Genomic DNA, 23,535 nt, shown 5'->3' with positions numbered 1-23,535 from the left:
CGTCAGTGTCTACCGATCCACCCCCACATCCCGTCAACCCTGCGGCTGCTGTCGATCCGGCACCTAGAACCAATCTTCGTCGCTGTGCATCGAGCATTTCTGACCTTCAAAGCCGGTTGAAATCGTCCCGAGCCGGAAGTTTTGAAAAAGCCGGAATCCAAGCGTTATCGGGCCGCGGATAGAGCTGGCCGTCGCGCTGACGCGAGGGAAACTAAATACCGAAGGATTGCAAGGTTAGTGAAATGCAGTTCATGCAACAAGTTGCTTTCACTGATTACTTACTAGCTCACAAACTTGGGATGGTGCTGAAGCGTGAAAGTTGATCTCCAAACTTCCATGCCCAACTCAGCTCTGCCCACCCGCCTGTGCGCCTTTGCCTTTCAACACGGGTGCGTCCGGGATGCCGAGCAAATCCGCCGCCAGCGCCTCGGCTACCTCGATGCCGTCCACGCCGGCACTCATGATCCCGCCCGCGTAGCCGGCACCTTCGCCCGCAGGGAACAGCCCGCGCACGTTGACACTCTGGTAGTCCCGCCCACGGTTGATGCGCAGCGGTGACGACGTCCGGGTCTCAACACCGGTCAGCACCGCATCCGGCCGATCAAAGCCACGAATCTGGCGCGCAAACGCCGGCAAGGCTTCGCGGATCGCCTCCAGCGCATACGACGGCAGCGAGCCGCGGCCCTTTTGCTGCAGGTCGGTCAACGTCACGCCCGGCTTGTAGCTCGGTGCCACGTCACCGAATTCCTTGCTGACCTGCCGCTTGACGAAGTCCCCCACTAGCGAGCCCGGCGCCAGGTAGCCGCCGCCGCCCAGCTCATAGGCGCGGCTTTCCCAGATGCGCTGGAAGGCCATGCCGTCCAGCGGGTTCACGGGGCTGCCGTCGCGCTTGCCGTCCTGGCGGTAGTCCTCGGGCGTGAGCCCCACGACGATGCCGGCGTTGGCATTGCGCTCGTTGCGCGAGTACTGGCTCATGCCGTTGGTGACGACGCGGTCGGGTTCGCTGGTGGCAGCCACCACCGTGCCGCCGGGGCACATGCAGAAGCTGTAGACCGAACGGCCGTTCTTGGCGTGGTGGACGAGCTTGTAGTCGGCGGCGCCCAGGATCTCGTTGCCGGCGTGCACACCGAAGCGGGCCGCATCGACCAGGCTCTGGGGATGCTCGATGCGGTAGCCGATGGAGAACGGCTTGGCTTCCATGTGCACGCCGCGGGCATGCAGCATCTGGAAGGTGTCGCGGGCGCTGTGGCCGAGCGCGATGACGATGTGGGTGGTGGCAATCTGTTCGCCGGATTCGAGCTGCACGCCACGCACCGCGCCGTTCTCGATCAGCAGATCGGTCATCTTCTGCTGGAAGCGGATCTCGCCGCCCAGCGCCTCGATGTCGGCCCGCATCTTGATGATCATGCTGACCAGACGGAAGGTGCCGATGTGGGGCTTGCTGACGAACAGGATCTCGTCGGGCGCGCCGGCCTTGACGAACTCGGTCAGCACCTTGCGCGTCAGGTGGCGCGGGTCGGAGATCTGGCTGTAGAGCTTGCCGTCGGAGAAGGTGCCGGCGCCGCCTTCGCCGAACTGCACATTGCTCTCGGGGTGGAGCTTCTGTTCGCGCCACAGGCCCCAGGTGTCTTGCGTCCGCTCGCGCACGGCTTTGCCGCGTTCCAGCACGATGGGGCGCAGGCCCATCTGGGCCAGGATCAGCGCGGCGAACAGGCCGCAAGGGCCGAAGCCGACGACGACGGGCCGCGGGCCCGTGAAATCGCCGCGTTGAGCGAGGAAGTGGTAGCCGGTGTCGGGCGTGGGCCGGATCTGGTGGTCGCCGGCAAAGCGCGCCAGCACGGCGGCTTCGTCGGTGCCTTCGCTCAGCGTGCAGTCCAGCGTGTAGACGAGCTGGATGTCGCTGCGCTTGCGGGCGTCATAGCCGCGGCGGAACACCTGGATGGTGGCCAGCTCGGTGTCGGCGAGCTTGAGCCGCGCCAGCACGGCGGGTCGCAACGCGTCTTCGGTATGGCTGAGCGGCAGGCGGAGTTCGGTGATGCGGATCATGGTGGTCAGGATTTAGCCGACAACAAAAACAAACAGGCCCCGCAGGGCCTGTGTGTGGGGAAGATCGTCAGGCGATCAGCCCGTCAATCAACCCGAATGCGGGCGCTTGCCCGGGTTCTTCTTGGAGCGGGTGTGCGAACCGCGCTCCAGGCTGCTCAGCTGGCCCTTGCCGGCGGTGAAGGTCACGCCCTTGGGGGCTTCGGGACGGGGGGTGGCGCGGCGAGCCGCTTCGGTGATGATCTTGTTGCCCATGATGGCTCCGTAAACAAAAGCCCACAGCAGGGGCGAAACGCAAAACAGCGACGAAAGGCGCGGATTTTAGCCTGTTCGGCCCAACCAGGCTTCAAAGTCCGGTAGATCCATCGGCCGGGCCAGCAGATAACCCTGGATGAGATCACAGCCGCAGGCCGTGATGCAGTCCAGTTCGGCGGCGTTTTCCACCCCTTCGGCGGTCACCTTGAGGCCCAGGCCCTGGCCCACGCCGACGATGGATTTCAGCAGGGCCTGGCGGCGTGGGTCGCCGTCCACGTCCTGCACGAAGCTGCGGTCGATCTTGAGTTCATCCACCGGCAGGTGCTGCAAATAGGCCAGCGACGACTGGCCGGTGCCGAAGTCGTCGATGGCCAGGCTCACGCCCCAGGCCTTCAACGCGTTCAGCACGGCGATGGGATCGGTGCCGCTGGACATCAGGCCGGTCTCGGTGACCTCCAGCTGCAGCTGGCCGGGGTCGACGCGGTATTCGGCCAGCAGGGCGGCCAGGCGGGCCGGCAGGGTCTGGTCCTGGATGTCCAGCGTCGAGATATTGACGGCAATGCTCATGGGCTCGCGGCCCTCGGCCTCCCAGGCTGCCAGGGTGCGCACGGCGCGAGCCAGCATCCAGTCGGTGATCTGGCGGATGCGGCCGCTGCGCTCGGCAAAGGGCACGAAGTCGCCCGGTGGCAGCCAGCCGCGCTGCGGATGCTGCCAGCGCACCAGGGCCTCGGCGCCGGTGATGCGGCCGGTCTTCAGACAGCGCTTGGGCTGCAGGAACTGGCGCAGCTGGTCCTGCTGGATGGCAGTAGCCAGGTCAGACAGCAGGCTCAGGTGCAGGGCTCGCGAGGCCTCGGCGCTGGGGTTGAAGACGGCAACGTCCTGGCGCAGGCGCTTGGCCTCGAACATGGCCTGCTCGGCACGGCGCAGCAGGGCCTCGGTGTCAGCGGCATGCTCCGGCCAATGGGCCACGCCAAGCGACACCGACAGGTCCAGCGACTGGCCCTGCCAGCTGAGCTTGTGCTCGACCTCTTCGCGCAACTGGGCGGCCAGCGCGTTGGCATGGTCCAGCCGTGCCACGGGGGCGAGGGCCGCGAAGGTGCCGCCGGCCAGGCGCCCGTAGGCGGCGACGCCTTCGAACAGGCCCTCCAGCTTGGCTGCCGCACCGCGCAGCAACGCGTCGCCCGCGTCAAAGCCCAGCACGCTGTTGACCGCCTTGAGCCGGTCGACGTCGATGCAGATCAACACGGCCAGCTGCTCGCGCTCGGGCAGGTTGGCCAGCAGCCGGTCGCCGTCGGCGATGAAGCGGGCGCGCTGGGGCAGGCCGGTCAGCAGGTCGATGTCGGCCAGGCGGCGCAACTCGGCCTCGCGCTCGCCGACGGCTGCGGCCATGGTGTTCATCGCCGCGGCCATGTGGCCGAGCTCGTCGGCCGAGTCCACCTCGATGCGGTGGCCGTACTGGCCCTGCGCGATCAGCTCGGCGCCGTCCTCGGCGCGCTTGAGCGGGATGACGATGGAGCGCGTGACGCCCACCGCCAGCAGCGCCCCGGCGACGAGGGCGCCGATGCACAGGGCCAGCACGCCGGTGCGGTCGACGTCGATCTGGTCGCGCAGCTCACGGGCCTGGGCCGTGCCCGCACGCTCCTCGCTGGCCGCGAGCTGGTGGATGGCGCTGACAAAGAGGGACAGGGCCGATTCGGTGTCACTGCCCAGCAGGGCGCGGGCGGCCTGGAAATCGTCGCGCTCGATGAGGTTGCGCACGTCGACATAGCTGGCGCGGTAGTCGGCCAGGCGCAGGCGCACCTCGGACAGGCGATCGGTGCGGGGCCCCAATGGCAGCACCATGGCCAGACGCTGCATGGCGTCGTCGAGCCGATTGTTGGCCGACGCGATCTCGGGGTAGGCCGACACGCGCAGCTCGGCGTCGGGGCTCATCAGCACCAGCAGCTTGCGGGCGACGGCCTCGGCATTGCGGTTGATCTCGTTGACCGAGTCGCGGATGACGGCCTGGTCGTCGACGATGCGGTTCAGCGCATCCGACAGCCCCGTGAGGCGATAAACCGACAGGGCGGCGAGGCCCATCAGCAGCAGCAGCAGCAGACCGAAGGCCAGGCCCAGGCGGGTGCGTATGCGCAGCCGCCGCGACAGCCGGCTCAGGGGCCTGTCGAGGCTGCTCATGGGGCCGACGGCATCTCAGGCGTCATGCAGCGCTCCAGCGCGTCAGCAGCAGCCGCGCGGTGGCCACGTTGGTGGCGCAGGGCACGTCGTGCACATCGCAGGCGCGCACCAGGGCGTTGATGTCGGGCTCGTGCGGCTGGGGTGTCATGGGGTCGCGCAGGAAGATGACGCCGTCCAGGTCGCCCACCGCCAGCCGCGCGCCGATCTGCAGGTCACCGCCCATCGGGCCGCTGAGCACGCGCTCGATGGTCAGGCCATGGGCTGCGTTCAGCCGGGTGCCCGTGGTGCCGGTGGCCATCAGCTGGCAGCGGCGCAGCAGCGGCAGGAAGTCGGCGACCAGGGAGATCATGGCGTCCTTTTTGCCATCGTGGGCGATCAAGGCAAGCTTCATGGTCGGAAAGGCGGGGAGTTCTGCAAAGGATTGACGTTACACGCAAGACGTGACCATAAACGCGCAAGACTTGGCACATTGCCATTCTGGCCGCAGCTGTTACTCAACGTACCTGCCGCCGGCCTGCTGCCATGGTCTGGCAGCGGGGCTCGGCAGCATCGCCAATCTATCCCGCCAACCCCGCAAAAGACACCATGAACTTCCGCCAGCTCCACCAGGGCCCCGGGCTCCTGAAGATCGCCAACGTCTGGGACGCCGGCAGCGCCGTCCTGGTCCAGGCCTTGGGCGTGCCGGCCCTGGCCACCACCAGCGCCGGCCTGGCCTGGGCCCTGGGCTACCCCGACGGCAACCACCTGCCCGTCGACGAGCATGCTGCGGCACTGCGCCGCATCGCCCGCGTCGCCCGCGTGCCGCTGTCGGCTGACAGCGAGGCCGGCTACAGCGACGACCCGGCGGTGGTGGCCGACAACATCCTGAAGTTCGCCGAAGCCGGCGCCGCCGGCATCAACATCGAGGACGGTGCCGGAGCGCCCGCCCTGCTGTGCCGCAAGATCGAGGCCATCAAGGCCGCCGCGGCGCGGGCCGGTGTCGATATCTTCATCAATGCGCGTTGCGATGTCTGGCTGAAGAACCTGGCGCCCGGCCGGGCGGTCGAGGAAGTGCTGCTGCGGGCGCGCGACTATGCGGCGGCCGGCGCCGACGGCCTGTTTGCCCCTGGCGTGACGGCCGTGGCAGACATCGAGGCCCTGGTGGGCGGCCAGCCCCTGCCGTTGAACGTGATGGCGCGGCCGGTGCTGCCGGGCCTTGACGAACTCCAGCGCCTGGGTGTGCGCCGCATCTCGGCCGGCAGCGCCATCGCCGAGGCGGCCTGGGGCCGGGCGCAGCGTGCGGCGACGGTCTTCCTTGAGCATGGTGCTGGCACTGAGCTGTTCGACGGCGCCGCGCCCTATCCGCAGATCAATGGCGCCCTGGCTTCGGCTCAAGGCTGAAGCGACACCCGCAGCTGCAGTTCACGCTCGGGCCGGCCGGCGGCATCCGCGCTGCTCAAGGTGCCCTTGGGAGYGGGGGATGCCGCACTGCCGCTGCGTGCGACGGTCTGCCAGCGGTCCAGCGCCAGCTGCAGCGTCGACTGGAAGGCGTGGTCGTCCTGGTCGATGTCGAACGCTACCTGCACCGGCGCCTTGCCGCCGGGCCAGGTGGGCGTCACGGTGAAGCTCTGCACCGAGCGGCGCTCGGCGCTGCGCGGGCTGGCGTAGACGCGTTGGGGCGTGCGGGTGGTCGGGTCGAGCTCGACGACGGCATCCACCCACTGCAGAGGCTCGCGGGTCGTCAGGCGCAGCATGCCGCGTTGGCCGTTCAGCACGTTCAGGCGCTGGATCTGCTGGGGCGCTGGCGCCGCGGTCGAGGTGACGACGCCGGCGCCGCGCGGCGAGATCGAGCCCGCCGTGCCGACCACGACCGCACCGTCGCGCACGGCGGCCTGGGCGGCGGGCGGCAGGTTGGAATCCACCCAGCGCAGCTCGACGATGAGCTGCACGGCGGGTGGGGCGGCGGTGGCCCAGGGCGCAACCAGGGCCAGCAGGAGCAGGAGGCGGCGCTTCATGCGCCCAGCTTATTCCTCAACGGCCTTGGCCCTGGCCGCCAAAAGCCGCGGTCCGAACAGGTTGATTGCCAGACCGGCCAGCACCAGGGCTGCCGCGATGAGCTTCCAGGCCGGCAGCGGCTCGCCCAGCAGCACCGCAGCCGAACCCATGCCGAACACCGGTACCAGCAGCGCCATGGGCACGATGCGCCCGGCCGGATGGCGGGCCAGCAGCCAGCTCCAGACACCATAGCCGAACAGCGTGTTGCCGACCGACTGCCACAGCACCGCCGTCCAGGTGCCGAGGTCCGACGCCGCCAGGCCCGCGGCCATCTGCTGCGGCCCGTCGATCAGCAGCGCCAGCAGCAGCAGCGGCGGCACCGCGAAGGCGCTGCTCCAGACGACGTAGGCGAGCATGTCGATGCGGCCGGCGCGCTGCGTCAGCAAATTGGCGCAGGCCCACGAGAAGGCGGCCGCCAGCACCATGGCGATGCCCACCGCCGTGGTGGTGCCGTCGGTGTGCGAGGCGATGACAACAATGCCGCTGGCTGCCAGCACCAGCCCCAGCCATTGCGCGCCCAGCACCTTCTCCTTGCGGATGCGCACCGCCAGCAGCAGCGTGAAGAACACCTGGGTCTGCACGACCAGCGAGGCCAGCCCCGGCGAGATCTGGCTGCGCATGGCGAGATACAGCAGGCCGAACTGGCCCACGCCGATGAGGATGCCGTAGCCCGCCAGATTGCCCCAGCCCACCTGCGGCCGGCGCAGGAAGAAGCAGGCCGGCACCAGGGCGAAGCTGAAGCGCAGCACGGCCAGCGTCATCGGCGGCAGCGTGTGCAGGGCGTATTTGATGACGACGAAATTGCTGCCCCAGATCGCCACGACCGCCAGTGCGAGCAGGAAATGGCGCAGCGGCAGGGTCTGTGCGGAGGGGGATGACATGGAGGCAGTCTAGGCGGAGGCACTTCTACAATTTTTGCCATGGATTTCCTCGTTCCCGCCACGGCGCTGGCCGGCCTTGAAGCGGCCGCGCAGGGCGGCGAGGCGGCAGCGCTGGCCGAGTTGGCCTGGCAGCTGCGCCAGCGCGACAGCCGCCGCGCGCTGGCCCTGTGTGAGCAGGTTCTGGCCATGGCGGGTCTCACGCCTTCATTGGAAGCCCGGCTGGCGCTCTCGCGTTGCGAGATCGCTGCCCTGCAGGGGCGGCTCGACGAGGCCGAAACGCAGCTGGCGCAGGCTCGGCGCAGCGGCGGCGGGGCCACGCTGGAGGGTGATGCCTTGCTGGCCGAGGCCGTCGTCGCCAAGGCGCGCGGCCAGCGCGAGCGCGAGCTGGGCGCCTATGCCCGTGCCGCGGCCTGCCACGCACGCGGGCCTGACCCGCGCCGCCAGGCCATCGCGCGCGCCTGGCTGGCCTACGAGCAGTCCTTCGCGACGCCAGCCGCTGCGGACGCACCCGCGGCCGAGCCCGCTGCGGCTGCCTTTGCCGACGCTGCGCTGGCACTGCCGCTGTCCCGCCGCGACCCGGCGCGCGCAGCGGCGCTCTTCCTGCGTGCGGCCGATGCGGCCCGCCACTGGGGCCTGCTGCGGCACGCCCTGGTCTGCACCATCAATGCCGGTACGGCCCTGCAGGGCCTGGGCGAGTTTGACCGCGCAGCTGCCTGCTACGACCAGGCGACGCTGGAATCGCGCGCGGCCGGGTGGCCGGCCTTGATCGGCGCCTGCGAGACGCGGTTGGGCGCGCTGCTCAAGGAGATCGGCCGGCACGATGAAGCGCTCGTGCTGCTGGGCGACGCGCTGGCCTCGCTGGCGGGCGTGCCGCCTGGCATCAACAAGGCCAACGCCTGTGCCGAGCTGGCCCAGACGCTGCTGGCCCTGGGCCGCGGCGTCGAGGCGGTCGGCCCCATGACCGAGGCGATCGCGATGTACCGCGCGGTGCGCTCTACGGACAACCTGACGGTCAACCTGCTGGGCCTGGCGCGGGCGCTGTCGGTGGCAGGCCAGGTGGACGCGGCGCAGGCTGCGCTGGATGAAGCGGAGCAGCTGATCGCATGCCATGGCTTCAACGCGCTGGTCGTCGGCGTGCAGGAGGCGCTGACCGAGATCCACCGCCGGCACCCGCACCTGGCGCCGCCGCCCGGCCTGGTGTTGCCAAACGCGACGCTGCACCACGGCGAGGCGACGCTGGCCGAGGGGCTGAAGATCGTCGGCTGGAAGGCGCCGGCCTCCCTGCACGTGGCCCTGGCCGAGGACTGGGCCGCGGCCGGCGACATGGGCCGGGCCTATGGCCATGCCCGCCAGGCCCTGGCGCTGAAGGACGGCGAGACCGAGCGCATGCGGCTCAGCCAGACGCCGGCGGCGCTGCGCCGCGGCGCCGTGCCGCAGGGCGCGGGCGCAACGGCCGCCGAGCGCCTGCTCAGCCCCAAGGAGCGCGAGGTGCTGGTGCTGGTGGCGCGCGGCTACGCCAACAAGGAAATCGCCACGGCGCTGGCGGTCAGCGACGAGACGGTCAAGTCGCATCTGAAGAAGATCTACGCCAAGCTGGAGGCCGGCTCGCGCAAGCACGCGGTGACGCGAGCGCGGGCGCTGGGAGTCATCGGCGTGGCGGGCTGACCGGGTTTTTCCTCCCCGCGCTCGCGGGTCCCCCGCCGCGGGGGATGGGCGGGGTCGGGAGGCGGCCGCACAGTGCCCTCACCCCGGACAAGACGACCACGAGCCCGGGCCGGCGGCATGAGCGCGGGCCCTGGGTTGGCGGAGCGCTGTCCGCCCGCAAACCCAACCGCTTTTCGCCATGAACCGAGAACCCCTTTCCGCGCTGCGGCGCCTGGCCCTGCTGGGCGGCCTGGCCGCCTTGCTGGCGCCAGCCGCACACGCCACCCAACTGGTGCACCAGAACCTCAAGCAGATGATCGCGGCCGCCGACGTCATCGTCAGTGGCGATGTCGCCAAGGTCAGTGACGGCATCGACCGCGGCGTGCCGTTCACGGAAGTGACGCTCAAGGTCAAGGGCAGCGTCAAGCGTGAGCTGGCGACGGACAGCAGCTACCGCTTCCGCCAGTACGGCCTGCTGAAGAACCGCCGCATGGCCGATGGCAAATACCTGCTGGCCACACGCATCGAGGGCCTGCCGGGCTGGACGGTCGGCGAGAAGGTGACCGTCTTCATGAACAAGCCCTCGGTCCGCACGGGCCTGACCAGCCCAGTGGGCCTGGCCCAGGGCAAGCTGACCGGCAGCGGGCCGAAGCTGGCCAATGCCTTCGACAACCGCGGCCTGTTCCAGGGCATGAGCGTGGACCCGGCGGTGCTGAGCCCGCTCGAGGCCGAGATGCTGACCCGCAACAGCGGCGCCGTCGACGGTGGCGTGCTGAACCAATTGGTCAAGCGCGCGGTGCGCGAAGACTGGATCGCCAAGGGAGTGATGCGCTGATGAACGCCTTCCTCAAATTCCCGCTGGCCGCGCTGTTCGCGGCGGCTTCCCTGGCCCAGGCCGCCGGCCCACTGCTGCTGACCGAGCACCCACGCAACCCGCAGCCGCTGCGTTGGGACACGAGCAAGCCCATCCAGGTCTACACCGACATCGGACCGCTGACCTACCGCGACAGCGGCACGGAGTTCCTCAGCAACGCCCAGGCCGACAGGATCACCGCCTTTGCGCTGAAGCAGTGGAGCGATGTGCCGACCTCGACCTGGAAAGCCGTCACCGACCCGGCCAAGTTCAAGAAGTTCAGCCAGCTCGCGGGCGTCGGCGTGGACGTGAAGGACGGCGAGACCGCCAAGCGCGTCTATGGCCAGGCGCTGGAGGGCGGCATCTACGTCATCTACGACCAGCGCGGCCAGGTCATTGAGGAGTATTTCGGCGTGCCCAAGGACCAGGTGCTGGGCATCGCCTTCGCCGAGATCGCCGAGGACCGCGACGGCGACGGCTACCCCGAGACCATCGTCAAGGCCACGGCCGTCATGAACGGCTATGTCGTGCCGCATGAGCCGTTGGACCCAGACCAGCCCTGGATGCCGCCGCCCGACATCGACGGCAAGCGCATCGCCGGCGTGTTCACGCACGAGTTCGGCCACGCCATCAACCTGTCGCACTCGCAGGTCAACGGCACCATGGCCTATTTCAGCCATCCCTACTACTACGAGGCTTTCCCCGGCGTGCCCGGCTGCGTGCCGGCCCTGCATTCCTGGCGCGACGACGATCCGGCGGCGAAAAAGATCGACCCGAAGTACATCGAGACGATGTTCCCCTTCATCGACCCGACCTTCCCCGATGCCAACGGCCGCAACGCCGGTTACGAGCAAAGTACGGTGGACCGCAGCGACGACATGGCGGGCATCTCCGACCTCTACCCGAGCGCAACCTACCTGAAGACGCGCGGCTCGGTGGCTGGCACGCTGTTCCTGAAGGATGGCCGCACGCCCTATGGCGGCATCAATATCGTCGCCCGCAACGTTGCCGACCCGCTCGGCGACGCGATCTCGGCGATGAGCGGCGACAAGACGCAGGGCCTGGTCGGCCCCGACGGGCGCTTTCGCATCAACAACCTGAAGCCCGGGCAGAAGTACGTGCTCTACCTGGAGGAGATCGTCGCTGGCGGCTATCCGACGACGCCGACCGCCCTGGTCTCCGAGGCCGAGTACTGGAACAGCAACGAGCAGTCCAACGCGGCCAACGACCGCGCCTGCACGGCCAGCGCGATCACGGCCGAGGCGGGTGTCACCAAGACGGCCAACTTCTACTTCAATGGCTACAAGGACGGCGTGCAGTACACGCCCATCGTCTACGGCTTCCTGGGCAGCATGTCCAAGGACGGCGAGCGCGCGGCGGGCTGGATCGACAACAAGCCCTTCGTCTGGGACTCGCGCAGCGGTGTTGAATGGGCGCCGGACGGTGTCGCGGGCGTCAACACCAGCATCACGCGCGACGGCCGCAAGCTCATCGTGCAGGCCGACCTCAACGGCAACGTCATCGGCACCGATGGCGAAGGCCAGCCGGTGAAGACCAACTCGGCCACGATCTGGGACACCCGCACCGGYGGCCTGACCGACCTGGGCAACCTCAACCGCGACCGCTGCGGCGGCAGCAGCCAGATCGGCGTCAGCAGCAGCTACGGCTGGGCGCTCGATTCGACCGGCCGCACGGCCGTCGGCACGGCCTATGTGGACCGCAATGGCGATGGCAGCTGCGAAGGTGGCTGGTCCGGCGACGCCGCCATCGGCGGCGAGGTCATCCCCTTCATCTGGACGGCGGGCCGCGGCATGCGGGCGCTGAGCCTGGACGGCGTGGACCTGAGCGCCGAGCCCTGGCACCGGGCGCATGCGGTGTCGTCCGATGGCCGCGTCGTGCTGGGCAACAGCAACTTCATGAAGGCCTATGCCTGGATTGACGAGGGCAAGCCGATCGACCTCTACAAGGCCGTCGGTGCCATCGACGGCTATGCGATGACGCCCGACGCTGGCCGCGTGGCGCTGAACACGGAGCGCGACGGCGTCGTGTTCTGGAATGCCAACAAGGGCAGCAAGGCCAGCGCCTTCACGAAGTTCAGGCAGATGCAGTGGTGTGTGGACATGCCGCTGCTGGGCCTGGACGTGACCTGCGAGAGCGAGGGCGCCGCAGCCATCCAGCAGCAGTTCGGCGCCATCCCCGTGCAGGTGGCCGACATCAGCGACGACKGCAAGATGATGATCGGCTCGGCCGGTGTCTGGTTCAGCGGCCTGCGCGGCGTGCTGTGGCTGGAGGACATCGGCTGGATCCAGCTCAGCGACTTCTTCCGCACCCAGGGCGTGGCCGAGGCCTATCGCTACGGCCTGGACGGCCCGGCGTCGATGAACGCGGCCGGCAACGAGATCGTCGGCGGCATCCCGGGCTACCCGATGAGCTGGTATGTCGACCTGAAGAAGGCCTTCGTCTGCAAGCATGGCAACTCGACCGAGGTCGGTTTCCCGAGCGAGTTCGTCGACGAAGTGAAGCACGGCGCCCGCATGGGCCGCTGCGAGCATCTGCGGCACTCCGACCGCTAGTCGATGCAGGTGCGGTTGCGCCCTTCCGCCTTGGCCTTGTAGAGCAGGCGGTCGGCGCGCTCCAGGGTCTGGGCCAGGGTGTCGCCGCGGCGGTGCCCGGTCAGGCCGATGGAGACGGTGATTGCCACCTGCTTGCCGTCACCAATGTCGATGCGCAAGGCGGCGGTCTGTTGGCGCAACCTCTCCATGCCGGCCACGGCCGGTGGCATGGCGGTGTCGGGCAGCAGCACGAGGAACTCCTCGCCGCCCCAGCGCGCCAGCACGTCGGTGCCGCGCATGGCGGTCTGGCCGCCCTGGGCGAAGGCTCGCAGCACGGCATCGCCGGCCGCATGGCCGTGCTCATCATTGACGCGCTTGAAGTGGTCCAGGTCGACGACGGCGACGCAGAAATCGTGGTGATGGCGCAGCGAACGCGATAACTCCTGGTCCATCAGCGCCTGCATCTGGCGGCGGTTGGGCAGGCCGGTCAGCTCGTCGCGCGTGGCGATGGCCTGCAACTGGGCCAGCGCCCGGGCCAGCTCCTGGCGCTGCTCGGAAAGCCGGCGGCGGATGCGGCTCAGCCGCGCCGTCAGCACGGCCACCGTGGGCAGCAGGCAGGCCAGCATGACGAAGTGGCCGAACTCGACCTCGGGCGGATAGGCCGCGGGATGGAGCCAGGCCATGGCGCCCATGACGAGGGCGAACAGGGCCAGCGCGAAAAAGCTCAGCACATAGGCACTGCGGGCGCGCAGTTGGAACATGCCGAACATCAGGATCAGCGTCAGCACCGGGAAGGCGCCGCCGCGCAGCAGGCCGGCCTGTGCATAGCCAAAGGCCGCGCAGCTGATCGCGAAGCCGATCTGCGCACTGGTCAGCGAGGGGTCGGTGAAGCGCTTCGACCAACCGCTGCGGATGGCGGCGTAGATCAGTGCCATGCCGCCCAGGGAATAGGCCGCCCAGCCCCACAGCACCGGCCCGAACTCGCCGCCGTTGACCTTGATGGCGTAACACAGCATCACGGCGCTGATGCCCATCAGCGCCATCGCGAGCGAGGTCTGGCGCAGCCGCAGGCGCTGGGCTGGTTCGCTGCCCAGCCACAGGTCGCCGAGCCGACGGAGGTACGACGCCGCCATGGCGCTAGCCTACCGCGCCAGCGGCGCCGGGGCACTGTCCGCCTGAGTCCTTGTTCGAGCCTTCAGCCCACGTAGCCGGTCTGCAACGCTTGCGCCCAGTCGGGCCGGTCGTTGCGCGCGGCCAAGGCGGCCATCGCGCCGTGGTCATAGGGCACCGAGTGCTGGGCGCAGTGCCAGGCGCCGTCGAGCTTCTCGACGATGGCGTAGGTCGCGTCGGGCGTGCCGCGCTCGACGACATAGCGCTCCGGCTCATCGTCCACATAGGCCTGCAGGCCGACGCTGCCGGGGTTGACGAGAACCTGGTTGCTGACCACGCGCAGAAAGCGCGGCAGATGGCTGTGACCGCAGGCGATGAGTGCGCTGCGTTGATCGCCCAGGCGCTCGGCGATCTCGGCGGCCGTGGCCAGGCCGAGTACGCCGCCGCGCGGGGTTTCCAGGAAGTGCTCGCAGTCACTGCGTGGCGTGCCGTGGCACAGGAAGATGTCCGGCGCCCATTGCCACATCGGCTGCAGACTGCGCAGCCAGTCGAGCTCCGGCGTGCCGAGCGTGGACAGCGCATAGCCGTCGGAGGCGCCACCGGCGTCGGGCTGCCATTCGAGGATCTGGCGTTCGTGGTTGCCGGCCAGGATGGGCCAGCCCGAGGCCATCAGGAACTGCGCCGTCTCGCGCGGCATCAGCGGGCCGGAGAGGTTGTCGCCCAGGCACAGCACTTGGTCGGCGCCGCGGCGGCGGATGTCGGCGGCAACAGCTTCAAGGGCGGGCAGATTGCCATGGATGTCTGAGACGAGGGCGATGCGCATGGTCTCGAGACTAGCCGCCCAGGTGACCGAGAGGCAACACGCCGCTGGCCTTGACCTCACCAAGCGAGAAGCTGGTGTGGATGTCTTTCACGTTGGGCAGGTTCAGCAGCGTGTCGATGGAAAAGCGCGAGAAGGCGTCCAGGTCGGTGGCCATGACCTGCAGCTCGAAGGTGCCGGCGCCGGAGATGTAGTGGCAGGCGATGACCTCGGGCAGCTGGCGGATGGCGTCTTCCAGCGGCTTGGTGGCGGCGCCGGCGCTGCGCTCGGCATCGACGCGCACAAAGGCCAGCACCCCGAGGCCGAGCTTCCTGCGGTCGATCTCGGCGCGGTAGCCGGTGATGTAGCCCTGGTCCTCCAGCCACTTGACGCGCCGCCAGGTGGGCGCGGCCGACAGGCCGATGCGCTGGGCCAGTTCGGCGTTGGACAGGCGAGCATCGGCCTGCAACTCGGCCAGGATGGCGATGTGGTGGCGGTCGAGGGCTTCGGGAGTGGCGCTGGAATCGACGACTTGAGAACTCATGGTTTGCCCTGATCGGCGAAGTGGCGATGCAATTGGAAGCGAATTTGGCAGATCTGAGCAAGAAGATTGCCAGGGTGGCTGGTTTCGAGCGCAATTGAGAAAGCACTGCTCGCCCCCATTTCCCTACACTGATCGGTCCGGCCATACTGGCCCATGGCCCGCGCGCCTGCCTCACAAGGGCTGGCCTCTCGGGTCGCCATTCAGGAGCTCCCACTGATGAACGCCCCGCTGCCCGAACACATCCTGCGCGCGCTGCAGACTGTCTCCCTCGACGACAAATACGCGCTCGATTCCGGCCGTGCCTTCATGAGCGGCGTGCAGGCCCTGGTGCGGCTGCCGATGCTGCAGCGCACGCGCGATGCGATCGCCGGGCTGAACACGGCAGGTTTCATCAGCGGCTACCGCGGCTCGCCGCTGGGCACGTACGACCAGGCGCTGATGGCGGCCAAGAAGCATCTGGCCAAGCAGAACATCGTCTTCCAGCCGGGCGTCAACGAGGAACTCGGCGCGACCGCCGTCTGGGGCACCCAGCAGCTCGACCTCTTCCCCGAGAAAGCCAAGTTCGACGGCGTCTTCGGCCTCTGGTACGGCAAGGGCCCGGGCGTGGACCGCTGCATCGACGTGTTCAAGCACGCCAACATGGCCGGCACGAGCAAGCACGGCGGCGTCATCGCCATCGCGGGCGACGACCACATCGCCAAGAGCTCGACGGCCGCACACCAGAGCGACCACGTCTTCAAGGCGGTCGGCTTCCCGACCTTCTTCCCGAGCAGCGTGCAGGACATCCTGGACATGGGCCTGCACGCCTTTGCCATGAGCCGCTTCTCGGGCGTGTGGGCAGGCATGAAGACGATCCAGGAGATCGTTGAATCCTCGGCCTCGGTCAGCGTCGACCCGGATCGCGTCAACATCATCCTGCCGGAAGACTTCCAGATGCCGGCCGGTGGCCTGCACATCCGCTGGCCGGACCCGCCGCTCGAACAAGAGTCGCGGATGATGAATTACAAGTGGTACGCAGCGCTGGCCTACATCCGCGCGAACAAGCTGAACTACAACGTCATCGAAGGCGCCAACGACCGCTTCGGCCTGATCACCAGCGGCAAGGCCTTCAACGACACCCGCCAGGCGCTGCACGACCTGGGCCTGGACGACGACACCTGCCGGCGCATCGGCATCCGCCTGCACAAGGTCAACGTCGTGTGGCCGCTGGAAGCGCAGATCACGCGTGACTTCGCCAAGGGCCTGCAGGAGATCCTGGTCGTCGAAGAGAAGCGCCAGATCATCGAGTACCAGGTCAAGGAAGAGCTCTACAACTGGCGCGCCGACGTGCGCCCCAACGTGCTCGGCAAGTTCGACGCCGGTGACGGCGGCGAGGGCGGCGAGTGGAGCGTGCCCAACCCGAGCGAGCACTGGCTGCTGCGCCCGCAGGCCGACCTGACGCCAGCCATCATTGCCCGCGCCATTGCCAAACGCCTGAAGAAGATCGGCGTGGACAGTGACATCGCCGCCCGCCTGGACGCGCGTCTGGCCATCATCGACGCCAAGGAAAACTCGCTGAAGGCGGAAGAGAAGACGGCCGGCGGCGCCGACCGCACGCCGTGGTTCTGCTCCGGCTGCCCGCACAACACCTCCACCCGCGTGCCCGACGGCTCGCGCGCTGTCGGCGGCATCGGCTGCCACTACATGGTGACCTGGATGCCCGGCCGCAACACGGCCACCTTCACGCAGATGGGCGGCGAGGGCGTGCCGTGGGTGGGCCAGGCACCGTTCACCGACGAGAAGCACATCTTCTCTAACCTGGGCGACGGCACCTACTTCCACAGCGGCAGCCTGGCCATCCGCCAGAGCATCGCTGCGGGTGTGAACATCACCTACAAGATCCTCTACAACGACGCGGTTGCGATGACCGGCGGCCAGCAGGTCGGCGAGCGGCCCGAGGGCCACACCGTCATCCAGATCATGAACAGCGTGATCTCGGAAGGCGTCAAGAAGCTGGTCATCGTCACCGACGAGCCTTTCAAGTACGAGGGCGTGGCCCTGGCCCCGGGCGTCACCGTGCATCACCGCGACGAGCTGGACGAGATCCAGCGCCAGTTCCGTGAGCTCGAAGGCACCACGGTCATCATCTACGACCAGACCTGCGCCACCGAGAAGCGTCGCCGCCGCAAGCGCGGCAAGCTGGTCGACCCGGCCAAGCGCGTCGTCATCAACGAGCTGGTCTGCGAAGGCTGCGGCGATTGTTCGGTGCAGTCCAACTGCCTGTCCATCGAGCCGGTGGAGACCGACTTCGGCCGCAAGCGCCAGATCAACCAGAACACCTGCAACAAGGACTACTCCTGCGTGAAGGGCTTCTGCCCGAGCTTCGTCACGGTGGAAGGCGGCGAGCTGAAGAAGCCCAAGAAGGAAGCGCGCAAGAGCCCCTTCGATGCGGCGTTGCCACCGCTGACCATGCCCATCGTGCCCAACCCCGACAAGGCCTGGGGCATCGTCGTGGGTGGCGTGGGCGGCACCGGCGTCATCACCATCGGCCAGCTGCTGGGCATGGCGGCCCACCTGGAAGGCAAGGGCGTCATCACGCAGGACGCCGCGGGCCTGGCGCAAAAGGGCGGCGCGACCTGGAGCCACATCCAGATCGCCAACAGCCCGGACGCGATCTTCTGTACCAAGGTCGGCACGGCCGAGGCAGACCTGGTCATCGCCTGCGACGCCATCGTCGCCGCCAACAAGGCGACGCTGGCCGTCATGCGCGAGGGCCGGACCTATGTGGCGTTGAACACGCATGGCTCGCCGACGGCGACGCTGGTCAATGACGCGAACTGGAGCTTCCCCGGCGCGGCTTGCGAGCAGGCCGTGGGCAACGCGGTGGGTCGCGACCACCTCGGCTCCTTCGACGCCGAGGAAGTGGCCGTCAAGCTGGTGGGCGATTCGCTCTACACCAACCCGCTGATGCTGGGCTATGCCTGGCAGCAGGGCCGCATCCCGCTGAGCTATGACGCGCTGATGCGCGCCATCGAGCTCAATGGCGTGCAGATCGACAACAACAAGATCGCCTTCGAATGGGGCCGTCGCTGTGCGCAGGACCTGAGGAGCGTGCAGGCGCTGTACGCGGCCCAGCAGGTCATCCAGATGGTCAAGCGCCAGGGTGTCGACGAGATCATCACCAAGCGCGTGGACTTCCTGACCGGCTACCAGAACGCCGCCTACGCGGCCGAGTACAAGGCCTTCGTCGACAAGGTGCGCGCGGCCGAAGCCAAGCTGGGCGGCACGACCAAGCTGACGGAAGCGGTCGCGCGCTATCTGTTCAAGCTGATGGCCTACAAGGACGAGTACGAGGTCGCCCGCCTGCACACCGACATGGGCTTTGCCGAGAAGGTGGCCGGCATGTTCGAGGGCAACTACAAGCTGGTGCATCACCTCGCGCCGCCGCTGCTGGCCAAGAAGAACAACAAGGGCGAGCTGGTCAAGCAGCCGTTCGGCCAATGGATTCGCCCCGCCTTCGGCCTGCTGGCCAAGATGAAGGGCCTGCGCGGCACGGCCTTCGACATCTTTGGCCACACCGCGGAGCGCAAGATGGAGCGCCGCTGGATCGCCGACTACCGCGCCGGTGTCGACAAGGCGCTGGCCGGCCTGACGGTGGAGAAGCTGGCCGATGCGGTTGAGCTGGCCCGCGTGCCGGAAGACATCCGCGGCTACGGCCACGTGAAGGAGCGCCACGAGAAGGCCGCCCGCGCCAAGTGGGACGCACTGCTGGCCAAGGTCTGATCTCGTACAGGCGCTGACAACTGCCCCACAAGCCCGCGTCAAGCAGGCTTGCGGGGGGGCTTTGTCTTTCAAGGGCGTACTGTCGAGTGTTGCAGCACGATCAGCCAGCGACCGTCGATGCGCTGATAGGCAAAGCTGTAGCGCGCCGGCCGCGTCTTCATCTGGCCTTCGACCTGCTCGCTGAACTCGTATTGGCCCGACCGCACCGCCGTGTCGCCGAACAGCTGCAGGTTGCCGATGATCCAGCGCATGCGCGCCGTCGGCCGTTGCGCCATCTGCTCGAAGAACACCGGCAGTGCAACGCCGTCCAGCGGCACGGCCGTGTATTCGTCGTCGGTGATCAGCGCGCCCGGGGCATACAGCTGCTGGAGCCGTCGTGGGTCGCGGCTGTTGTAGGCGTCCTTCCAGTCTTCCAGCGCCTGCATCAGGTCGTTGGCGCAGTTGCTGCCGGGCTGGTCGCAACGCAGCGGCGGTGACACGACCACCGTGCGCTTCGTCGTGCAGCCGCTGCCGGCCAGCATCAGCAGCAGGCATGTCGCCGCAGCGAGCACGCGGCGCATCTTGTTGATCATTGCCATGTTCAGCCCCCCTGCGTTGTGGTGCGAATTGTGAATCTGCCCGTCGCGGGGCAATCCCTGAACGGGGCCGCGTCCGGGGTTGCCTAGACTGCGCCCTTTCCAACAGGGAGAACCAATGAAGACGATGCTGCGCGGCCTGCTGGCCGCTGTCGGCCTGCTGCTGAGCCTGTCCACACAGGCCGCCGACGCCCCACCCGAGAACGCGGCCTGGACCGAGGCCAAGGCCGCGGCCAAGGAAGGCCCGGCCGACGTCGCCATCGCAGGGCAGGCCACGCTGCACCTGCCGGCCGGCCGCATCTTCATCCCCCAGCCCCAGGCCGGCAAGCTGCTGACCGCGATGGGCAACCCGGGCGAACACACCGAACTGGCCGGCCTCATCTTCCCCAAGGGCGACGGCGAATGGTTCGCCACGCTGCGCTACATCGCCTCCGGCTACGTGAAGGACGGCGACGCCAAGGAGTGGAAGGCCGATGACCTGCTGGCCAGCTACAAGGAAGGCACCGAGGCCAGCAACGACGAGCGCCAGAAGATGGGCGTGGCGCCCATCGAGATCACCGGCTGGGCCGAGCCGCCGGCCTATGAAGCGACCCAGCACCGCCTCGTCTGGGCGATGAGCTCCAAGGAAAAGGGCGCGCCGGCCGACGCGGGCCAGGGCGTCAACTACAACACCTATGCGCTGGGCCGCGAGGGCTATCTGAGCCTGAATTTCATCACCGACCTGAAGGAGTTGCCGGACCAGAAACCCGACGCCAAGGCCTTGCTCGGCGCGCTGGAGTTCGACAAGGGCAAGCGCTACGAGGACTTCGACTCTTCCACCGACCATGTCGCCGAGTACGGCCTGGCGGCGCTGGTGGTCGGCGTTGGCGCCAAGAAGCTCGGCCTGCTGGCTGTGGCGTTCGCCTTCATCGCCAAGTTCGCCAAGATCATCTTCATTGCGGTGATTGGTGGCGGTGCAGCCATCACGAAGTTCTTCAAGCGCGACAAGCCCACGGTCTGATGTTCAAGCTCCTCGCGCTGCTCTTCACGGGCGCCAAGTTCGGCAAGCTGCTGACCACCGGCGGCAGCATGCTGATCTCGCTGGTCGTCTACGCCTGGATCTACGGTTGGCGCTATGCGGCAGGCTTCATCGCGCTGCTCTTCGTGCATGAGATGGGCCACTTCATCGCGGCGCGCTACAAGGGCCTGAACGTCGGCGCGCCGACCTTCATCCCCTTCGTCGGCGCCTGGGTCGAGTTGAAGGATATGCCGCATGACGCGCAGACCGAGGCTTTCGTCGGCCTGGCCGGGCCGATGCTGGGTACGGTCGGCGCCACGGTCACCTATCTGATGGCGCGCAGCTGGGGCGCCGACTGGCTGCTGGCCGTGTCCTACAGCGGCTTCTTCCTGAACCTGTTCAACCTGATCCCGATCTCGCCTTTCGACGGCGGCCGCATCACGGCCGTGCTGTCGCCGCGCATCTGGCTGCTCGGCGCGCCCATGCTCGTGGCGCTGTTCTTCTGGCGGCCCAGCCCGATGCTGATCCTGATGGCCCTGCTGGCCTGGCCCCAGCTCATCAAGGCCTGGCGGCATCGCAGCGACAGCCCCGAGGCGCAGACCTATTACGCCGTGCCCGCGGCCGTGAAATGGGAATACGCGACCTACTACCTCGTGCTGGCCGCCTACCTTGCCGTCATGTGCCACGACGTGCACGAAATGCTGGCCGTCGTGCGCGGCTGACACGAGCAGGCGGGTTGGCCTCGGGGCGCACTACGATCCAGCCGCACCCCGTGCTCGGAGTTCCCCATGACCCGCACCCGCCTGCTGCTGGCCTTGTGCCTGTCCGCCCTGCTGGCGTCACCAGCCAGCGCGGAACGGCAGCTGCGCGCCTGTGCCCATCCGGCCGCCCAGCCGATGAGCTGGGAGCAGCAGGGCCGGCTGCACGGCGTCTGCGTCGAGGTCGCGCGTCGCGCCTTCGCTGCCGCCGGATGGACGCTTGCCGTCGAACCGGTCGGGCCCTGGTCCCGCTGCCAGGCCCTGGTCGAGCGCGGCGAAGTGGACGTGATGGTCTGCGCCTTCGACACCCCCAAGCGGCGCGGGTACGCCGTGGTCGTGGAGCCGGCGCTGGCACGCAATGAGGGCGCACTCTTCGTGCGGCGGGACAACCCGCTGCGCTTTGAGGGCTGGACCGATCTCGCCGGCCTTCGCATCGGCGTGGGCCTGGGCGTCAGCCTGGGAACGGAGGTGGACCAGCAACTTGCCCATCATGCCCTGGTGGACAACGCGCTCAGCGAGGAGCTGAACCTGCGCAAATTGCTGCTGGGCCGCCTGGATGCGGTTGCCACGGCGCGCGAATCGGGCGAGCAACTGTTGCGCGCCGTGGGCTGCGAGCAGGAGGTGCGCGTGCTGCCGCGTGGCCTCGGCGCGGCAGGGCTGTACCTGCAGATATCGCGGCAATCGCCGGGCGTGTCGGCCGCCGCGCAGGTGCGGGACTMTCTGCTGCAGCCCGGCTACGCAGCCGAACTGCAGCAGCTGCATCGCCAGCAGGCCGAGCTCTATCGTCAGCAAAATCCGCCGCGCGAACTGGGGCGCTGCGGGCGCTGAGGCTGCCGGGCAAGCGAGGCTTCACCAGTCAAGTGCCGTCGTCGCGCGGCGCCGGCCTAGACTGGGCCGCACCATGCGCCAGGATGATGCCGACCCCGCCGCCGCTCCAGCCCGCCGCTGACCGCCGCAGGTGGCTGGGCCTGCTGCTGGCGGTGCTGGGCGCCATCGGCTTCTCGGGCAAGGCCATCATCGTCAAGCTGGCCTACCGCCACGGCGTCGACGCGGTCACGCTGCTGATGTGGCGCATGCTGCTGGCCCTGCCTTTCTTCGTGGCGCTGGCCTGGTGGGCCGGGCGCGGCAAGCCGGTGCTGACGCGTCGCGACTGGCGCGACATCGGCGTGCTCGGCTTCACCGGCTACTACCTGGCGAGCTACCTCGACTTCGCCGGCCTGGCCTACATCACGGCCAGCCTGGAGCGGCTGATCCTCTACCTCAACCCGACGCTGGTGCTGCTGCTGTCGGTCGTCTTCTTCCACCACCGGCTGCAGGCGCGGCAGGTCATTGCGCTGGCCATCAGCTATGCCGGCGTCGTGGCGGTGTTCGCGCATGAACTCAGCTTCCAGGGGACCGACACGGCGTTCGGGGCGGCCCTGGTGTTCGGCAGTGCCGTCAGCTATGCCGTCTATCTGGCGCTGTCCGGCAAGGTCGTGCAGCGCCTGGGCTCGATGCGGTTGGCAGGCCTGGCCAGCAGCGTGGCCTGCGTGCTGTGCATCACACAGTTCGCGTTGCTCAAGCCCGCCTCCGCCTTCATCGTGCCCGAGCCGGTGATGTGGCTGTCGCTGCTGAATGCCACCGCCTGCACGGTGGCGCCGGTGCTGATGGTGATGCTGGCCATCGCCCGCATTGGCGCGCCGCTGTCGTCGCAGGTCGGCATGGTCGGGCCGATGAGCACCATCCTGATGGGCGTCTTCATCCTTGGCGAGCCGATGAACGCCTGGATCGTGTTCGGCACGACGCTGGTGATGGCCGGCGTCTTCCTAGTCAGCGCCCGTAGAGGTAGCCCGGCAGCCACAGCGTCATCTCCGGCCACACGTACATGAACACCATGCACAGGATGACGATGAGCATGTAGGGCATCATGCCCGCGAAGATCTGGTTCAGCGTCACATGCGGCGGGCTCACCCCCTTCAGGTAGAAGGCCGACATGGCCACCGGCGGGCTCAGGAAAGCGGCCTGCAGGTTCACGAACACCAGCACGCCCCACAGCATCGGGTCGATCTGGAAGTGCGCCAGCAGCGGCAGGAAGATGGGCACGAAGATGACGATGATCTCGGTCCACTCCAGCGGCCAGCCCAGCACGAAGATGATGGCCTGCGACAGCAGCATGAACTGCAGCGGCGTCAGGTCCATCGACAGCACCCAGCGCTCCACCAGCGCCTGCCCGCCCAGCAGCGCGAACACGGCCGAGAACAACGCCGAGCCGACGAAGAGCCAGCAGACCATGGCCGTCGTCTTGGCCGTCAGGAACACCGCTTCACGGGTCTTCTTGAAAGTCAGCGAGCCGGCCTGCCAGGCCATCAGGAAGGCACCTGCCGCACCCACTGCGGCTGATTCGGTGGCGGTGGTGATGCCGAACAGGATGACGCCCAGCACCACCAGCGTCAGGATGCCCAGCGGCATCACCGACGACACCAGCATGGTCAGGATCTCGTACTGCTCGGCGTCGAAGCGCCAGTAGTACCAGGCCAGCAGCAGGGCCGTCAGCACGCAGACGATGGCGAAGCC

General features: G+C 68.2%; 20 protein-coding genes. 9 read left to right on the top strand and 11 right to left on the bottom strand.

Going from position 1 to position 23,535, the window contains the following annotated elements; translation table 11 throughout:
• Positions 1 to 345: 345 nt before the first annotated feature.
• The 4 genes from ACXJKR_RS04510 to ACXJKR_RS04495 form a co-directional block, all read right to left on the bottom strand.
• Complete coding sequence (locus ACXJKR_RS04510) at positions 346 to 2,046, bottom strand: NAD(P)/FAD-dependent oxidoreductase (RefSeq protein ID WP_457321092.1); 1,701 nt, start codon at positions 2,044 to 2,046, stop codon at positions 346 to 348.
• A gap of 87 nt (positions 2,047 to 2,133) precedes the next feature.
• Positions 2,134 to 2,298 carry a hypothetical protein gene (locus ACXJKR_RS04505; RefSeq protein WP_200955205.1) on the bottom strand — a complete coding sequence of 55 codons (165 nt, stop codon included), beginning with the start codon at positions 2,296 to 2,298 and terminating at the stop codon, positions 2,134 to 2,136.
• Positions 2,299 to 2,364: 66 nt separating this feature from the next.
• A complete protein-coding gene (locus tag ACXJKR_RS04500) occupies positions 2,365 to 4,473 on the bottom strand; it encodes a putative bifunctional diguanylate cyclase/phosphodiesterase (RefSeq protein WP_457321090.1) in 2,109 nt (702 codons plus the stop codon).
• 22 nt (positions 4,474 to 4,495) lie between these two features.
• Complete coding sequence (locus tag ACXJKR_RS04495) at positions 4,496 to 4,864, bottom strand: methylglyoxal synthase (RefSeq protein WP_457321088.1); 369 nt, start codon at positions 4,862 to 4,864, stop codon at positions 4,496 to 4,498.
• 194 nt (positions 4,865 to 5,058) lie between these two features.
• On the opposite strand from ACXJKR_RS04495, the gene ACXJKR_RS04490 reads away from it, so the two are divergent.
• On the top strand, positions 5,059 to 5,853 hold the full coding sequence (locus ACXJKR_RS04490) for an isocitrate lyase/PEP mutase family protein (RefSeq protein WP_457321086.1): 795 nt from the start codon (positions 5,059 to 5,061) through the stop codon (positions 5,851 to 5,853).
• Here ACXJKR_RS04490 and ACXJKR_RS04485 read toward each other — a convergent pair.
• Together ACXJKR_RS04485 and ACXJKR_RS04480 are read right to left on the bottom strand one after the other, a co-directional pair.
• Complete coding sequence (locus ACXJKR_RS04485; RefSeq protein ID WP_457321084.1) at positions 5,844 to 6,467, bottom strand: hypothetical protein; 624 nt, start codon at positions 6,465 to 6,467, stop codon at positions 5,844 to 5,846. The two genes, ACXJKR_RS04490 and ACXJKR_RS04485, sit on opposite strands and share 10 nt — an antisense overlap.
• Positions 6,468 to 6,476: 9 nt before the next feature.
• Positions 6,477 to 7,364: an EamA family transporter gene (locus tag ACXJKR_RS04480; protein WP_457321094.1), complete on the bottom strand. Its 888-nt coding sequence runs from the start codon at positions 7,362 to 7,364 to the stop codon at positions 6,477 to 6,479.
• A 63-nt stretch (positions 7,365 to 7,427) separates the two neighbouring features.
• Here ACXJKR_RS04480 and ACXJKR_RS04475 point away from each other — a divergent pair, with 63 nt between their 5' ends.
• The 3 genes from ACXJKR_RS04475 to ACXJKR_RS04465 all read left to right on the top strand — a co-directional run bounded on the left by ACXJKR_RS04475 (position 7,428) and on the right by ACXJKR_RS04465 (position 12,458).
• Complete coding sequence (locus ACXJKR_RS04475; protein WP_457321082.1) at positions 7,428 to 9,053, top strand: LuxR C-terminal-related transcriptional regulator; 1,626 nt, start codon at positions 7,428 to 7,430, stop codon at positions 9,051 to 9,053.
• Between the two features lie 178 nt (positions 9,054 to 9,231).
• Positions 9,232 to 9,867, top strand: coding sequence for a hypothetical protein (locus tag ACXJKR_RS04470; RefSeq protein ID WP_457321080.1), 636 nt, complete (start codon positions 9,232 to 9,234; stop codon positions 9,865 to 9,867).
• A complete protein-coding gene (locus ACXJKR_RS04465; protein ID WP_457321078.1) occupies positions 9,867 to 12,458 on the top strand; it encodes a hypothetical protein in 2,592 nt (863 codons plus the stop codon). Before ACXJKR_RS04470 ends, ACXJKR_RS04465 begins: the two co-directional genes overlap by 1 nt.
• Here the strand turns inward: ACXJKR_RS04465 and ACXJKR_RS04460 are convergent.
• The 3 genes from ACXJKR_RS04460 to ACXJKR_RS04450 form a co-directional block, all read right to left on the bottom strand.
• Complete coding sequence (locus ACXJKR_RS04460) at positions 12,455 to 13,570, bottom strand: diguanylate cyclase (protein WP_457321076.1); 1,116 nt, start codon at positions 13,568 to 13,570, stop codon at positions 12,455 to 12,457. The two genes, ACXJKR_RS04465 and ACXJKR_RS04460, sit on opposite strands and share 4 nt — an antisense overlap.
• Positions 13,571 to 13,632: 62 nt before the next feature.
• Entirely contained in the window at positions 13,633 to 14,370 is a 738-nt protein-coding gene (locus tag ACXJKR_RS04455) for a metallophosphoesterase family protein (protein ID WP_457321074.1), read from the bottom strand.
• Between the two features lie 10 nt (positions 14,371 to 14,380).
• Positions 14,381 to 14,890 carry an Lrp/AsnC family transcriptional regulator gene (locus ACXJKR_RS04450; protein WP_056191761.1) on the bottom strand — a complete coding sequence of 170 codons (510 nt, stop codon included), beginning with the start codon at positions 14,888 to 14,890 and terminating at the stop codon, positions 14,381 to 14,383.
• Between the two features lie 216 nt (positions 14,891 to 15,106).
• Here ACXJKR_RS04450 and ACXJKR_RS04445 point away from each other — a divergent pair, with 216 nt between their 5' ends.
• Positions 15,107 to 18,652, top strand: coding sequence for an indolepyruvate ferredoxin oxidoreductase family protein (locus ACXJKR_RS04445; RefSeq protein WP_457321072.1), 3,546 nt, complete (start codon positions 15,107 to 15,109; stop codon positions 18,650 to 18,652).
• A 68-nt stretch (positions 18,653 to 18,720) separates the two neighbouring features.
• Here the strand turns inward: ACXJKR_RS04445 and ACXJKR_RS04440 are convergent, their stop codons facing one another.
• Complete coding sequence (locus tag ACXJKR_RS04440) at positions 18,721 to 19,230, bottom strand: DUF4440 domain-containing protein (RefSeq protein ID WP_056191764.1); 510 nt, start codon at positions 19,228 to 19,230, stop codon at positions 18,721 to 18,723.
• Positions 19,231 to 19,345: 115 nt separating this feature from the next.
• On the opposite strand from ACXJKR_RS04440, the gene ACXJKR_RS04435 reads away from it, so the two are divergent.
• The 4 genes from ACXJKR_RS04435 (at position 19,346) to ACXJKR_RS04420 (ending at position 22,850) form a co-directional block, all read left to right on the top strand.
• Positions 19,346 to 20,227: a DUF2167 domain-containing protein gene (locus ACXJKR_RS04435; protein WP_457321069.1), complete on the top strand. Its 882-nt coding sequence runs from the start codon at positions 19,346 to 19,348 to the stop codon at positions 20,225 to 20,227.
• Positions 20,227 to 20,946 carry a site-2 protease family protein gene (locus ACXJKR_RS04430; RefSeq protein WP_457321067.1) on the top strand — a complete coding sequence of 240 codons (720 nt, stop codon included), beginning with the start codon at positions 20,227 to 20,229 and terminating at the stop codon, positions 20,944 to 20,946. Before ACXJKR_RS04435 ends, ACXJKR_RS04430 begins: the two co-directional genes overlap by 1 nt.
• A gap of 66 nt (positions 20,947 to 21,012) precedes the next feature.
• The gene (locus tag ACXJKR_RS04425) at positions 21,013 to 21,810 is read left to right on the top strand and encodes a substrate-binding periplasmic protein (RefSeq protein WP_457321065.1); all 798 of its coding nucleotides are present in this window, start codon (positions 21,013 to 21,015) and stop codon (positions 21,808 to 21,810) included.
• Between the two features lie 86 nt (positions 21,811 to 21,896).
• The gene (locus ACXJKR_RS04420) at positions 21,897 to 22,850 is read left to right on the top strand and encodes a DMT family transporter (RefSeq protein ID WP_457321063.1); all 954 of its coding nucleotides are present in this window, start codon (positions 21,897 to 21,899) and stop codon (positions 22,848 to 22,850) included.
• Here ACXJKR_RS04420 and ACXJKR_RS04415 read toward each other — a convergent pair.
• The coding region (locus ACXJKR_RS04415; protein ID WP_457321062.1) for a TRAP transporter large permease subunit at positions 22,792 to 23,535 on the bottom strand (744 nt) is incomplete at its 5' end. The genes ACXJKR_RS04420 and ACXJKR_RS04415 overlap by 59 nt on opposite strands.

It is taken from the genome of Roseateles sp. P5_E11 (assembly GCF_054049355.1).
The sequence above is the reverse complement of the archived record's forward strand: the minus strand, read 5'-3'. Positions and strand labels throughout refer to the sequence as shown.

What these genes read in the sequence shown, in the direction of transcription:
- ACXJKR_RS04490 (WP_457321086.1), top strand. Translation starts at nt 5,059, where the DNA reads ATGAACTTCCGCCAGCTCCACCAGGGCCCCGGGCTCCTGAAGATCGCC.
- ACXJKR_RS04450 (WP_056191761.1), bottom strand. Translation starts at nt 14,890, where the DNA reads ATGAGTTCTCAAGTCGTCGATTCCAGCGCCACTCCCGAAGCCCTCGAC.
- ACXJKR_RS04430 (WP_457321067.1), top strand. Translation starts at nt 20,227, where the DNA reads ATGTTCAAGCTCCTCGCGCTGCTCTTCACGGGCGCCAAGTTCGGCAAG.
- ACXJKR_RS04470 (WP_457321080.1), top strand. Translation starts at nt 9,232, where the DNA reads ATGAACCGAGAACCCCTTTCCGCGCTGCGGCGCCTGGCCCTGCTGGGC.
- ACXJKR_RS04510 (WP_457321092.1), bottom strand. Translation starts at nt 2,046, where the DNA reads ATGATCCGCATCACCGAACTCCGCCTGCCGCTCAGCCATACCGAAGAC.
- ACXJKR_RS04455 (WP_457321074.1), bottom strand. Translation starts at nt 14,370, where the DNA reads ATGCGCATCGCCCTCGTCTCAGACATCCATGGCAATCTGCCCGCCCTT.
- ACXJKR_RS04505 (WP_200955205.1), bottom strand. Translation starts at nt 2,298, where the DNA reads ATGGGCAACAAGATCATCACCGAAGCGGCTCGCCGCGCCACCCCCCGT.
- ACXJKR_RS04460 (WP_457321076.1), bottom strand. Translation starts at nt 13,570, where the DNA reads ATGGCGGCGTCGTACCTCCGTCGGCTCGGCGACCTGTGGCTGGGCAGC.
- ACXJKR_RS04500 (WP_457321090.1), bottom strand. Translation starts at nt 4,473, where the DNA reads ATGAGCAGCCTCGACAGGCCCCTGAGCCGGCTGTCGCGGCGGCTGCGC.
- ACXJKR_RS04435 (WP_457321069.1), top strand. Translation starts at nt 19,346, where the DNA reads ATGAAGACGATGCTGCGCGGCCTGCTGGCCGCTGTCGGCCTGCTGCTG.
- ACXJKR_RS04445 (WP_457321072.1), top strand. Translation starts at nt 15,107, where the DNA reads ATGAACGCCCCGCTGCCCGAACACATCCTGCGCGCGCTGCAGACTGTC.
- ACXJKR_RS04420 (WP_457321063.1), top strand. Translation starts at nt 21,897, where the DNA reads ATGCCGACCCCGCCGCCGCTCCAGCCCGCCGCTGACCGCCGCAGGTGG.
- ACXJKR_RS04475 (WP_457321082.1), top strand. Translation starts at nt 7,428, where the DNA reads ATGGATTTCCTCGTTCCCGCCACGGCGCTGGCCGGCCTTGAAGCGGCC.
- ACXJKR_RS04495 (WP_457321088.1), bottom strand. Translation starts at nt 4,864, where the DNA reads ATGAAGCTTGCCTTGATCGCCCACGATGGCAAAAAGGACGCCATGATC.
- ACXJKR_RS04440 (WP_056191764.1), bottom strand. Translation starts at nt 19,230, where the DNA reads ATGGCAATGATCAACAAGATGCGCCGCGTGCTCGCTGCGGCGACATGC.